Source organism: Acinetobacter sp. WC-323, from assembly GCF_000314615.1.
GTDB classification, from domain to species: Bacteria; Pseudomonadota; Gammaproteobacteria; order Pseudomonadales; family Moraxellaceae; genus Acinetobacter; species Acinetobacter courvalinii.
Genome location: NZ_AMZS01000066.1, coordinates 32729 through 45351, shown reverse-complemented (window position 1 = coordinate 45351; position 12623 = coordinate 32729). Strand labels below are relative to the sequence as shown.

General features: G+C 41.9%; 15 protein-coding genes and 1 tRNA gene. 11 read left to right on the top strand and 5 right to left on the bottom strand.

Annotated elements, in window-relative coordinates:
* A protein-coding gene (locus ACINWC323_RS02235; protein WP_155758117.1) for an IS3-like element ISAba21 family transposase occupies positions 1-1087 on the bottom strand; the annotation gives its coding sequence in 2 pieces (ribosomal slippage) (positions 1-829 and positions 829-1087; 1088 coding nt annotated over the 2 pieces). This gene is flagged as partial in the annotation.
* Between the two features lie 66 nt (positions 1088-1153).
* Between ACINWC323_RS02235 and ACINWC323_RS20105 the strand changes: the two genes are divergently transcribed.
* Genes ACINWC323_RS20105 through ACINWC323_RS02250 form a run of 3 tightly spaced genes read left to right on the top strand, consistent with a single transcriptional unit; the run spans position 1154 to position 1796 of the window.
* Positions 1154-1357, top strand: coding sequence for a helix-turn-helix domain-containing protein (locus ACINWC323_RS20105; protein WP_009515295.1), 204 nt, complete (start codon positions 1154-1156; stop codon positions 1355-1357).
* Positions 1354-1575 (top strand): hypothetical protein, encoded by a 222-nt coding sequence (locus ACINWC323_RS0119355; RefSeq protein WP_032881725.1) that lies wholly within the window; start codon positions 1354-1356, stop codon positions 1573-1575. The genes ACINWC323_RS20105 and ACINWC323_RS0119355 overlap by 4 nt, the downstream gene beginning before the upstream one ends.
* 2 nt (positions 1576-1577) lie before the next feature.
* Positions 1578-1796: a hypothetical protein gene (locus tag ACINWC323_RS02250; RefSeq protein WP_009515247.1), complete on the top strand. Its 219-nt coding sequence runs from the start codon at positions 1578-1580 to the stop codon at positions 1794-1796.
* Here the strand turns inward: ACINWC323_RS02250 and ACINWC323_RS02255 are convergent.
* Both ACINWC323_RS02255 and ACINWC323_RS02260 read right to left on the bottom strand, forming a co-directional pair.
* Entirely contained in the window at positions 1783-2160 is a 378-nt protein-coding gene (locus tag ACINWC323_RS02255; RefSeq protein ID WP_009515250.1) for a hypothetical protein, read from the bottom strand. The genes ACINWC323_RS02250 and ACINWC323_RS02255 overlap by 14 nt on opposite strands.
* Before the next feature lie 114 nt (positions 2161-2274).
* Positions 2275-2351 (bottom strand) — tRNA-Ile (locus ACINWC323_RS02260).
* A gap of 278 nt (positions 2352-2629) precedes the next feature.
* On the opposite strand from ACINWC323_RS02260, the gene ACINWC323_RS02265 reads away from it, so the two are divergent.
* Entirely contained in the window at positions 2630-3175 is a 546-nt protein-coding gene (locus ACINWC323_RS02265; RefSeq protein ID WP_009515291.1) for a 1-acyl-sn-glycerol-3-phosphate acyltransferase, read from the top strand.
* A gap of 144 nt (positions 3176-3319) precedes the next feature.
* A complete protein-coding gene (locus tag ACINWC323_RS02270) occupies positions 3320-4069 on the top strand; it encodes a YebC/PmpR family DNA-binding transcriptional regulator (RefSeq protein WP_005285173.1) in 750 nt (249 codons plus the stop codon).
* 43 nt (positions 4070-4112) lie between these two features.
* Here the strand turns inward: ACINWC323_RS02270 and ACINWC323_RS02275 are convergent, their stop codons facing one another.
* Positions 4113-4583 carry an Lrp/AsnC family transcriptional regulator gene (locus ACINWC323_RS02275; protein WP_004771770.1) on the bottom strand — a complete coding sequence of 157 codons (471 nt, stop codon included), beginning with the start codon at positions 4581-4583 and terminating at the stop codon, positions 4113-4115.
* A 458-nt stretch (positions 4584-5041) separates the two neighbouring features.
* Positions 5042-5812, bottom strand: coding sequence for a glutathione S-transferase family protein (locus ACINWC323_RS02280; protein WP_009515249.1), 771 nt, complete (start codon positions 5810-5812; stop codon positions 5042-5044).
* A gap of 359 nt (positions 5813-6171) precedes the next feature.
* Here ACINWC323_RS02280 and ACINWC323_RS02285 point away from each other — a divergent pair, with 359 nt between their 5' ends.
* Genes ACINWC323_RS02285 through ACINWC323_RS02310 form a run of 6 tightly spaced genes read left to right on the top strand, consistent with a single transcriptional unit; the run spans position 6172 to position 12608 of the window.
* Positions 6172-7383 carry an SfnB family sulfur acquisition oxidoreductase gene (locus tag ACINWC323_RS02285; RefSeq protein ID WP_009515259.1) on the top strand — a complete coding sequence of 404 codons (1212 nt, stop codon included), beginning with the start codon at positions 6172-6174 and terminating at the stop codon, positions 7381-7383.
* Between the two features lie 10 nt (positions 7384-7393).
* Positions 7394-8617, top strand: a complete 1224-nt coding sequence (locus ACINWC323_RS02290; protein WP_009515255.1) for an SfnB family sulfur acquisition oxidoreductase — start codon at positions 7394-7396, stop codon at positions 8615-8617.
* Positions 8617-10029 carry an LLM class flavin-dependent oxidoreductase gene (locus tag ACINWC323_RS02295; RefSeq protein ID WP_009515302.1) on the top strand — a complete coding sequence of 471 codons (1413 nt, stop codon included), beginning with the start codon at positions 8617-8619 and terminating at the stop codon, positions 10027-10029. The genes ACINWC323_RS02290 and ACINWC323_RS02295 overlap by 1 nt, the downstream gene beginning before the upstream one ends.
* A 26-nt stretch (positions 10030-10055) precedes the next feature.
* Positions 10056-10886: a MetQ/NlpA family ABC transporter substrate-binding protein gene (locus ACINWC323_RS02300; protein ID WP_009515293.1), complete on the top strand. Its 831-nt coding sequence runs from the start codon at positions 10056-10058 to the stop codon at positions 10884-10886.
* 11 nt (positions 10887-10897) lie between these two features.
* Positions 10898-11968 (top strand): methionine ABC transporter ATP-binding protein, encoded by a 1071-nt coding sequence (locus ACINWC323_RS02305; RefSeq protein WP_009515261.1) that lies wholly within the window; start codon positions 10898-10900, stop codon positions 11966-11968.
* Entirely contained in the window at positions 11949-12608 is a 660-nt protein-coding gene (locus ACINWC323_RS02310) for a methionine ABC transporter permease (RefSeq protein WP_009515246.1), read from the top strand. The genes ACINWC323_RS02305 and ACINWC323_RS02310 overlap by 20 nt, the downstream gene beginning before the upstream one ends.
* The last annotated feature ends 15 nt before the right edge of the window (positions 12609-12623 follow it).

The following is a 12623-nucleotide window of genomic DNA, read 5'->3' as shown; positions in this document are numbered from 1 at the left end:
TTATAAAATAACACAATGTATTCTGTAATATCTGCTTTAGCTTCATCTCTGGTTTTATAGTTGCAATGATGCACTAATTCATTCTTGAGTATGCCCCAGAAACTTTCAATCGGTGCATTATCGTAACAGTCCCCACGTTTGCTCATTGAACCTTGAAAATCACATTTTTCCAGTATCTTTCGATATTCATGGCTGCAATATTGGCTGCCTCTGTCCGAATGAATAATTAAGCCTTTCGTTGGTTTTTGATTACGAATCGCCATAGTCAGTGCATTGCAAACAAGTTGTGCGGTCATACGCTCATTTAAGCTATAGCCAACCACTTGTTTCGTGTACAGGTCTTTTACTGCTGCCAAGTATAACCAACCTTCAGCAGTCCAAATGTATGTAATATCGCTTGACCATGCAAGATTGGGCTTAGTCATTGAAAACTGTTGCTCTAGTAAATTTGCGTAGATCGCTCGATTATGATCACTCTTCGTAGTTCTTTTGAAACGCTTATGACGCTTACAATACAGCTGGTTGAGCTTTTTTATTTGACGTACAGCATACGTACTGATTTTGATACCTTGCGCTTGTAAATGCTTAGTTAATCGAATATAGCCATAGCTTTGTTTAGTTTCCTCATGAGCTATTTTGACCAAAATTGTCTGTTGATTTCGCTGAACCAATCTTTTATTCATGCCTCGTTTTAGCCAATCATAAAATCGTGACACTGAAACGTGAAGTAATCTAGCCATAAAGCTAATCGGGAATAAATATCTTTGCTGTTTCATATAGGCGTACCTTACTGACTTTCTTTCGCAAAGTACGCTGCTGCCTTTTTTAGAAATTCACGTTCCATTTCAGCTGTTTTGAGCTGTTGTTTGAGCTTTTTATTTTCTTCGAGTAAGGCATTTAGATCAGGTGAATATTGTTTAGTGCCTGCTAAGGTGCCAGTCTTTGCTTTATTATTCCAATTTGAAAGAGTTTGCATTGAAATGCCAAGTTGTCTGGCTGTTTCCGATACATTGCCTTGATTGGCTTCAATCAATTTTATTGCTTCAACTTTAAATTCTGCGGTGTAAGTCTTCTGTTTCTTGCTCATGGTAAACTCCTGATGAGTGTCTATAGTTTACCAAGTTAAAACCTCCTGTTTTCTCAGCACACATCAGTGCTTCGTGAAGATGATATTGAACAGGCAATTAAAGAAGGCAAAACCAAAAATTTAATTGAACATCTGGAAGATATCATTGCCCAAAAAGCCCTGGTTATTACCAATGGCAATATGACCCGTGCAGCTGAATTAATCAGCCTGAATCGGGGCACATTGGCAAAGCGCAATAAACGCTTCCTTCAAAAGAGGGCTGCAGGATGAAAACATTGAAAATTACATGGTTAGACTCATGCCCAAAATGCGGCTTCGGTGATTATGCTGAGGTAACTACTGAGCGCGGCATTGGATGCATGCTATTTACTGACGATAAAGTTAAGTGCCCTAAGTGTAATCATGAAGGCATAATCGGATGTGATGCCGATTATGCCTACGTGAAGTGGGATGAAGTTGAAGAAGTAAAAGCGGATGCGGAGGGGTGAAGATGCAAAAAATCCAATTAAAACCAGAAGAAAAATTGCAGCAATTAATTGAATCAGGAGCAAGCTTAGTGAATTCAATAGACGCTGCAACTATCCTTGGTTATAAGCCAAATACACTTCGCGTTTGGGCGAGTACAGGAAAAGGTGATCTTAAACCTGTACTAACAAAAAATGGTGCAAGATGGCGGTTAACGGATATCCGAAATCTTATTGGGGCTTAGATGCCCCTTTTATAATTATTTCAATTAAATCTAAAACCTCTTGAGCTTTATCTTGGATATCTCGTGGATGTTTTGGAATAGGAAATGCACCCATCAAAATTTGATCTGAATACTCTTCATCCTCTTCATCCATATCTGATGTATTATTTGTTTGAACATCTGCATTGTCGAGTATCACCAAAAATTCATCGAAGGAATCTTGAAGCTTATTCGATAATTCTTTAGACTCCCCTTCTAAAGAATCTACGATTTCATTTATAACCTGCTGAATTTTAATATTAGAGTCAGGTATGGTTATATCAAAAGAAGCCTCCTTAAGCTGCTCCTCAAAATAATTTTTAGCTTTTAATAATGCTTGTTTCATTTCTTCCTCGTCTCTGTTGTAATAAATTTATTAATTAATGATTACATAGTGATTACATAGATTTTATTATTAAAAAAGCACTTACAATAAATACATGTAAGTGCTTGATATATATGGTGGGCCCACACAGACTTGAACTGTGGACCAACGGATTATGAGTCCGCTGCTCTAACCAACTGAGCTATAGGCCCTATAAATTTCAATCATATTGATATGATGAATGCTGCTTGATCTTAGTCAAATTTAACTTCAATTACAAGCACATGATTTTATCAAACCACCTAAAAAAGTGTTAAAAATCATAAACTGCGCTGATTCTATCTGATCTGCCTATAATGAGTAAAGTAAATATTGCACGGTTTTGATCATTTTAAAGCCATCCAAATTACTGTTATCTGGTGTTTTCGGATATGTATTTTCCTCAAAACTCGTATTAAACTGCGACCACGCACAGCCAATGATCATGGATATGAAAAAGTTTTTAGGAAAATCTATTTTTAAAGCAACAGGTTGGACATATAATGTTGATCCAGCAATCTTAGAGAATAAACAAGTCATTATCGGTTTTGAGCATACCTCTAATCTCGATACCATCCTCTCTCTGGCTTTGTTTGATATTTTAGAGATTAAAATTCATACGCTTATCAAAAAAGAATTATTTAAAGGTCCATTAAAACCAATTTTACAACGTTTAGGTGGCATTCCTGTAGATCGCAAAGCCAGTAAAGATATTGTCACGCAAATGGTGGAGCTATTTAACCAGAATGATCGTTTTAATCTGGTGATTGCACCGGAAGCAACCCGTGCTAAAGATGGTGAAGCGCGTAAACCGATCCGTACCGGTTTCTGGCATATCGCCAAAGCAGCCAATGTGCCGATCATTCTGATGTATGCCAATGCCCGAACCAAACAAGGTGGCATCCTGGGGAAAATCTACCCGACCGAACTGCAACAGGATCTGGAAAAAATCAAGGCGCTATATGCGGAATATGACATAGATGTAAAAATTAGCTAATGGACCCTGTCTATTTGTTCAATCTTTGATACTTAAGCAAGATTTTAAATTTTGAATATCAGTTCGGGCAGTTTTCAACAAAACCTTGGCTATGCTAATATTCCTGCACTTTTTTGAGTTTTAATTTTTTTTGGAGTTACTTCCATGGCGGGTCATTCTAAATGGGCCAATATTAAGCATCGTAAAGCTAAACAAGATGCAAGTCGCGGTAAGGTTTTTACTAAATATATCCGCGAAATCGTAACTGCTGCGCGTTTAGGCGGACCAGATGCTGCAAGCAACCCACGTTTACGTGCTGTTGTTGAAAAAGCACTTTCAGTCAATATGACACGCGACACCATTAACCGTGCGATCCAGCGTGGTGCTGGCGGCGAAGATAATGATGATTTAAAAGAAGTAACCTATGAAGGTTATGGTGTTGGCGGTGTGGCCGTTATTGTTGAAACCATGACCGACAACCTGAACCGTACCGTTCCAGACGTTCGTCACTGTTTCTCAAAAACCAATGGTAACTTGGGTACCAATGGTTCAGTGGCTTATCTGTTCACCAAACGTGGCGAAATTTCTTTTGACGATGTGTCTTTAGAAGATAAAGTCATGGAAGTTGCTTTAGAAGCAGGTGCTGACGATATCGAGATTGATGAAGACAGTATCTTGGTAATTACCAGCCCGGAAAGCTTTGGTGACGTTCAGGATGCACTTACAGCTGCAGGTTTAAAATCTGACAACGCTGAAGTTGTGATGAGCCCATCGACTAAAGCTGAAATCACCGATATTGATCAAGCTAAACAAATCATGAAAATGATTGATATGCTTGAAGATCTTGATGATGTTCAAAACGTGTATACCAACGTTGAATTCTCTGAAGAGGTTTTAGCGCAACTTGATGCCTAAATCTTTCTGCCGAGTCAAAAATGCATCTGTTTAGATGCATTTTTTATAACTTATTTAAAAGTTTATAGCAGTTAAAGACATTATATTCCTTAATCACAAAGCTGGAATGCAGCGCCACCACACTGTCGATCTTTCCAATACGGCGTAACAGGATTTCACTATAGTCATCCATATTGCGGGCCACCAGTTCCAGGATAAAATCAGCGCTCTGCCCGGTCACCAGGAATGCATTGGTCACTTCCGGAATATCTTCCAATTCCTGTAAGAACTTATCAAAAGTTTCACTATCGTGTTTGCTCAATGAAACCTGCAAAAGAATATGTAGGCTAAAGCCCAGTTTATTAAAATTGATTTCTCGTTTGAGCTGTCCCATGACCTGGGATTCGATCAGATTTTTAATGCGTCTATGCACTGAACTAACCGAAAGGTTAATACGTTCTGATAGCTCATTCAGATTGACATCTTCATGGGTCAAAATTTCAAGAATTTGTTTATCAAAACGGTCCAATTCCATTTTACAGTCCTCATGTGTTATCTCGGTTTTTTCGGAACTGTTTACCACCAGTAATTTTTAAGGGTCAAGGGAAAACATTCGTTTAACTTTTGACAATGCTGCATGGATAACGCAAACATGATTCCGATAAACTTGTGGTTTATCTTTGTCTCAAAGCCGAAACAAGACCTTTTGAGCAACTGTTCAACTGATCTCCCAATAGCTGAACAACTCGTTTCGATCCCCATCACACCCTGAAACATAAGATAACAAAGCCGTTTTATAATTATTTCCCTCTTTTCAGTTTTTTTAAAGTAAATTTGGCAATAATTTCTACTATTTTCAGCTTAAAACGAATTTTCTTTTAAAAATTAATTTTATTCACTAATAATTTTTTACTTTTTCGACAGTTTTTCTATTTTCTTTCTCATAAAAAAGCCCCGATGATTGCATCAGGGCTTTTTTACAGCATCATTTACTTATAACCCACGCCAATCGACGCGTGCATTACGCTCCGTGGCATAAATACGCTGTACATATTGTCCAATCGGTAAATCAGACAAATCGTCATAATATTGTTTCAACTCACCACTGAACTGTTCAACATCATCATTCTCCAGCTCCCAAGGGGTGCCTTTAACCATCAGTAAAGGGGCGAGAATTGAACAGACTGCAATATCAGCCAGCCCCAGACGATCACCCACCAGATAACGCCCTTGATTATCAATCAGACGCTGGTTGAGATCGGTAATCAGCTCGGTCATGCGTAACTTGGATTGCGCTACTTTTTCAGGACTTAACTTATAATTGGTTGACACCAGACTTTTTAAGATCGGCTTGGAAATTTTTTCAAACTGTCGTAAATAGCCCTGCTCCCCCATCATGATTTCAAGTGGATGATCACCCACTGATAAGGCATGCGCCAAAGACCAGCGCCGGACATGTACACCCAGCTCATCAGCCAGCTTGTCAATCTCCAAGGCCTGTTCACGCAACTGTTCATCACGTCTGAGTAATGCATGTTCAGGATAGGTCGTATCAAGATATAAAGCGATTTGGGTTGAATCAGCAATCCAGTGTTTATCATCCTTCAACATCGGCAGTAAATACTGCCCCGATTTAAGAAAGGTAAAGGCGCGATGAAAACCAGGAATCAAATTATGTGCAACATAGTCCAATTCCTTATGATCTAACAACCAGCGAGCTTTTTCACAATAGTGAGATAAAGGAAATTGGTATAAAACCCGCATAGACTCTCCAGATTTATTTTTCTACTCGATCAAACATAAGGTTTTTCATACTTTAGAAGTAAAAGCCAATGAATACAATGTCCTTTTTGCTCGATCTTTTTTAATTTTGGCGAGTTTGCTTTATAAATATTCCTGTTGAGATTATTCATTTCTTTCATAGAAAATACGGCTTCCCTTTGAGCAATAAAAAACCAAACAAAGATAAGTAGCTGTTTTTAATCAACATTACATATCTGTTTTTCTGTTATTTTTCTCATAAAAAATGCTTAATAATTATTATGATAATTAAGCCACAACTGATGGTTTAGTGGAAAAGTAAAACTTTTGTAAAGTTCCTCTTATCTATTAGAGGTGCTCACATGTCCAGTAATCAATCAGTGATCCACGCGCAAATACAACTGATTTCAAATGATCAGCAGGCCATTAATGCTGCCTATCAAGTTGCTGACTTTGCCTTAGAAGAGCGCAATATACGTGATCAAAACCGTATTCTACCCACAGAACAAATCATCCAGTTTAGCCAAAAGGGTCTTGGTGGAATCCGTGTACCACAGCAATATGGTGGCGCTTTTGTTTCCAATAAAACCTTGGCCCACGTGTTCCGTATTTTAAGTAAAGCCGATGCCAATGTTGGACAGATTCCTCAAAACCAGTTTGGGCTACTCAATTTTATCAATATCACCGGTTCAGATGCCCAAAAGCAGTTTATCTATACTGAAGTCCTTGCGGGTAAACGGATTGCAAATGGCGGGCCTGAAAAAAACGCTAAAGATACCAAAGCCATTCAAACCACATTAACGTTGCAAAATGGTCAATATCTTTTAAACGGGGAAAAATTTTACTCGACTGGCACCAGCTTTGCAGATTGGCTAGCCATCCGTGCCTTACATCCAGACGGTTATACCGTATTGACGATCATTGACCGACATACGGCGGGCGTTGAGGTCATTAATGACTGGAACGGCTTCGGTCAACGCACCACAGCCAGTGGAACAGTCAAACTTCACAACGTCATCGCTGATCCAGCCCTATTTTTTGATGAACGCATTATCGCGGATACTCCAAATGTCCGGGGTGCCTATTCTCAACTGTTGCAAGTCGCGATTGATGTTGGCATTGCCGAGGCTGCCTTTGATGACACCTTGTCCAGCGTGCGTAAAGCGCGTCCGGTTATTGATGCAGGCGTAGAAAAAGCCAGTGAGGAACATTACACCCTGCAAGAGGTCGGCAAGCTCAATATCCTGCTTGATGCAGCCATTTTATTGCTGGATGAGGCAGCAGAATATCTGGATAAACTGGATCAATTCCCAAAGATTTCTGCCGAGCAAGCCGCTCGCGCTTCGATTTTGGTCGCGGAGGCGAAAATCTATGCCAATGATGCGGCCCTGCACATCTCCGAAAAACTACTCGAACTTGGTGGTAGCCGAGCCAGCCTGAACCAACATAATCTTGATCAGCACTGGCGCAATGCCCGTGTGCATACCCTACACGATCCTGTGCGCTGGAAATTTCATGCGATTGGCGACTATTACCTCAATGGTACACACCCTGCCCGCCATGCTTGGATTTAAGGAGTAAATCATGACCTCATACCAAGAATTACAAGGTTTTGCCAAGCCCCATTTAAAAGCGGCACATATTATTCAAAGCGATGCAGAAGCATTGGAGATTGCCACACAACTCAGTCAGCAGTTCAGACAGGCAGCCATTGAACGCGATGCCAATCGAAACTTGCCGTTTACCGAAATCGAAGCCTATAGCCAGTCAGGTTTATGGGCGATTACCGTACCTAAACAGTATGGCGGTGCAGAGGTTTCCAGCCACACCGTTGCCAAAGTGATTGCCCTATTTAGTGGTGCGGATGGTTCAATCGGTCAAATTCCACAAAACCATTTTTATGCATTGGAAGTTTTACGCAATACCGGTACCGAAGCACAAAAGCAGCGTCTGTATCAAGAAGTATTACAAGGTGCACGTTTTGGTAATGCGCTGGCAGAATTTAAAACCCGTACCTCTGCACATAAGCAAAGCACCCTAATCCCAAGCGAAAATGGTTATCTGATTCAAGGGGAAAAGTTTTATTGCACGGGTAGCCTGTTTGCCCATCGTATTCCAACCTTAGTGGTGGATGAATCTGGACGCGAATTTCTGGCTTTTGTGCAGCGTGACAGTCAAGGTTTGGAGCTGACTGATGATTGGTCTGGTTTTGGGCAACGGACTACAGGCAGCGGCACAGTCAAGTTTAATCAGGTCTTCGTTGCCAAAGAAGATGTGATTCCGTTTGATACCGCCTTTAGGCAATTGTCTTTGGTCGGCCCATTTGCGCAAATCATGCATGCTGCAATCGAAGTCGGGATTGCTCGCGCGGCCTTTGAGGAAACATTGCAACGCGTGCGTGTCGCTCGCCCCTGGATTGATGCCAATATTGAATCAGCAACCCAAGATCCGTTAACCCTATCTGAATTGGGTCGTGTCGCAACCGATGTCAAAGCCAGTGAATTACTCCTCAAACAGGCAGCTCGATCTGTTGACGCTGCCAAACAGGAGCTCAATCCAGAAAGCTTAGCCAAAGCCTCAATTGATGTTGCCAAAGTTCGTGCGCATAGTAGCGAAACTGCATTAAAGGCATCATCGAAACTGATTGAACTGGCGGGCAGTCGTGGTAGTCAACGTGCCGATGGGCTAGACCGTCACTGGCGTAATGTGCGTGTACACACCTTGCATGATGCGGCACGCTGGAAATATTACTTCATCGGTAATTATGTGTTGAATGGCATTCTGCCTCCACGTCGGGGGACATTGTAATGACGCAAACCACAGCAAAGAAAATTTTACTGAACGCCTTTGATATGAACTGCGTCGGTCATATCAATCATGGCCTATGGACACATCCGCGTGATCAGTCACATCGCTTTAATGAGCTGAATTATTGGACTGAATTGGCACAGACCTTGGAACAGGGTCTGTTTGATGGCTTATTCCTTGCCGATATTACCGGTGTTTATGATGTCTATCAGAATGGCATCGAGCTGACCCTGAAAGAATCGATCCAACTGCCAAGCCATGACCCTTCCACCCTGATTTCAGCCATGGCTTTGGTCACAAAGAATTTGAGTTTTGGTGTCACAGTCAATCTCAGCTATGAGCAGCCCTATCAATTTGCACGGCGTTTTGCCAGTCTCGATCATTTAACCCAAGGCCGTCTCGGCTGGAATATTGTCACTGGCTATCTGGACAGTGCTGAACGCCTGATTGGGCAAAAAGGCTTAAAAGATCATGATGCACGTTACGATCAGGCCGAAGAATTTCTACAGCTTTGCTATCAATATTGGGAAGGTTCCTGGGAAAATGACGCCTTAAAGAAAGATAAACAACAGCGTGTTTTTACTGACCCCAATAAAGTCCACTCGATCAATCATCAAGGGCAATATTACCAAAGCCAAGGTGTATTTCAGGTTGCGCCGTCAGTACAGCGCATACCAACTCTGTTTCAGGCAGGCGCTTCACCAAAAGGACTACAGTTTGCCACACGTCATGCCGAATGTATTTTTATTGGCGGTGATCAACCCGAAAAGATTCGTCAGCAAGTCAATAAAATACGACTACAAGCACAGCAACAAGGTCGAGATGAAGATGCAATTAAAATCTTTGTCGGCATTACCGTGGTCGTGGCTGAAACACATGAACTTGCCCAGCAAAAACTGGCTGAATACCGTCAGTATGCCAGCCCTGAGGCTGGACTTGCACATTATGCCAGCTCAGTCGGAATTGATCTTGCCAAGTTTGCAGATGATGAAGCGATTCCGTATCAAAAGAGCAATAGCATTGCTTCCGTCAATGAGAAATTTAAAGAACAGCGCATCAGCAAAAATGATCTAAAAGCCCAACATGTGCTGGGTGGACGTTATCCCCTGATTGTAGGGAGTGGTGCTGAGGTTGCAGAATACCTGATTGATCTGCTTGACCAGACCGGTATTGATGGTTTTAACCTGACCCGTAACGTTGCACCTGAATCACACCATGATTTCATTCGACTGGTCATTCCAGAGTTACAACAACGTGGGCGGTATAAAACTGAATATGCCACAGGTTCATTCCGCAATAAGCTTTTTGCCCAAGGCGATCATTTAGCTGCCAGCCATCCTGCCGATCAGTTCCGATGTAGACCGCATAACAACACAGATACCCTAAAAATAATTGAAGAAATGAGTGCTTAACATTAAAGAAAAAATTGGAGAAATATATGGCTCAAACAGCCTCTAAAAAATGGCTCGGTATTGGCCTGGTCGTTGTTGTTGCGATTATTGCCTTATTGATCTGGAATAAACACAGACAAAGCAGTAATAGTGAACTCGTGATTGGAATCAGTCCTTCTTTTGCTCATCCGCTTCAAATCGCAGCAGATGAAGCCAAACAACAAGATCTCAATGTGAAATTAGTAGAGTTTTCTGATTGGAACACGCCTAATATTACGCTTAGTCATGGCGATATTGATGCCAACTTTTTCCAGCATCAGCCCTTTCTGGATAATGCCATTAAAGAAACTGGCTTTAAATTAAAATCCTTTGCTGCAGGTGCAGCGTCGCATGTGGGGCTGTATTCAAAAAAATATAAAAGCTTTGATGAACTGCCAAATGGTGCCACTGTTGCGATTCCGAATGATCCCGTTAATCAAGGGCGTGCACTACTCCTTTTACAGCAAGCCAAGCTGATTGAACTGAAAGACAGCAATAATCATCTTTCTGCACTGAAAGACATTACCGCAAATCCGAAAAACCTCAAATTTACTGAAGTTGAAGGACCGCAAACTGCACGTGCCATTGATGATGTTGATCTCGCTTTTGGCTATCCGCATTACTTACGTTTAGCCAAAACGGCTGATCCTGAAAGTGCCTTGTTGTTTGATGACAACACCAATAAGCGTTATGCGATTTTATTTGTGGTGCGTGATGACTATCAGGACAAAGACAACAAGCTACAGAAATTTGTCGAGATTTATCAAAACTCGCCAAAAGTCAAAGCGGCCTTGGATAGCGATTTCGGTCCAACGTTGTGGTTCCCTGGCTGGAAATAAGGAGAACAATGATGGTGAGTTTTGGTTCACAAGTCGATTTTTCAGTTCCACATCTGAAAATACGCGGTTTAAATAAGTTTTATGATGTACAGGGCCAACGCTTACATGCCTTAAAAGACATTCATCTCGATATTCCCAAAGCACAAATTGTCGGGATTATCGGAAAAAGCGGAGCAGGTAAATCTTCCCTGCTCCGCACCCTAAATGGACTGGAGTCAATTGATACCGGCAGCATCCTGATTCATCAGCAAAATATTGCTGAACTCAGCCATGCCGAGCTGATCAAGACCCGGCAGAAAATCGGTATGATTTTTCAGCATTTTAATTTAATGTCTGCCAAAACGGTGTGGGAAAATGTGGCTCTACCATTGCGGATCGCAGCTTATGACAAGGCTGAGATTGAGCAACGGGTCAGTGATGTCCTGACACTGGTAGGTTTGGATGCAAAACGACATGATTATCCCTCGCAACTGTCGGGAGGACAGAAACAACGTGTCGGTATCGCACGTGCTTTGGTGTCGCAACCTGAAATCCTGCTGTGTGATGAAGCCACTTCTGCACTCGACCCGGAAAGTACCGCCAATATTTTGGCTTTGCTGAAACAGATTAACCAAGACCTTGGTTTAACCATTGTTTTGATCACCCATGAAATGCAGGTCATCCAAGAAATTTGTGATCAGGTGGTCGTGATTGATCAGGGTGAAATCGTTGAGTCGGGGCAAGTCTGGTCGGTATTTTCCAATCCGCAACAACAGATCACACAGGAACTACTCAACTTTGAACAGGTGAATTTACCTTTTGAACTGAGTCCAACCATTCTGCCTCAGACTACCCATCAGATTTTAAAATTGAAGTATGTCAGTGAATCAAAATCGGTACCTGATTTATATGAATTACTGGATGGATTTAACAGCCCTGTTCAGGTGTATTACAGTCAGATTGATACCATTCAGCAGCATAGCATTGGTTGCTTAGTCATTGGGATTGGCAATCTCGAATTTGATCTGAACAGCCCCCAATTTGCAAAACATCCAGCCATAACACAACTTGAGGTGATCGGTTATGTACAATCAACTCATTGATCTGTTACTGACAGGCACCACTGATACCCTGATTATGGTTGGTGTTTCTGCGATTCTCGCCTTTTTGATTGGTTTGCCGATTGCCTTGATTCTGGTCAGCACCGCCGATTTTGGCATTTATCCGTCCAGGAGAATCAATCAGTCCTTAGGCTGGATCATTAACATCACTCGATCAGTCCCCTTCCTGATTTTAATGGTGGCTTTGATTCCTTTTACCCGCTGGATCGTCGGCACCAGTTATGGTGTGCTCGCCGCAATTGTACCTTTGACTATCGCCGCGATTCCGTTCTTTGCCCGTATTGCCGAAGTCAGCCTACGCGAAGTCGATCAAGGGCTGATTGAGGCAGCACAAGCAATGGGCTGTAATCGCAAGCAGATTCTTTGGCACGTGCTGCTCCCAGAAGCATTACCCGGAATTATCGCAGGTTTTACCGTGACTATTGTCACCATGATCAGCTCTTCTGCCATTGCCGGTGCAATAGGTGCAGGCGGTCTAGGCGATATCGCCTATCGTTATGGCTACCAGCGTTTTGATATGCAAGTGATGCTTGCTGTGATTCTGGTCCTGATCGTTTTGGTCATGTTGGTGCAGGCCACTGGCGATCACATTGCCCAACAACTGGATAAACGCAAAGTTTAAGCCCGAATGGATCAT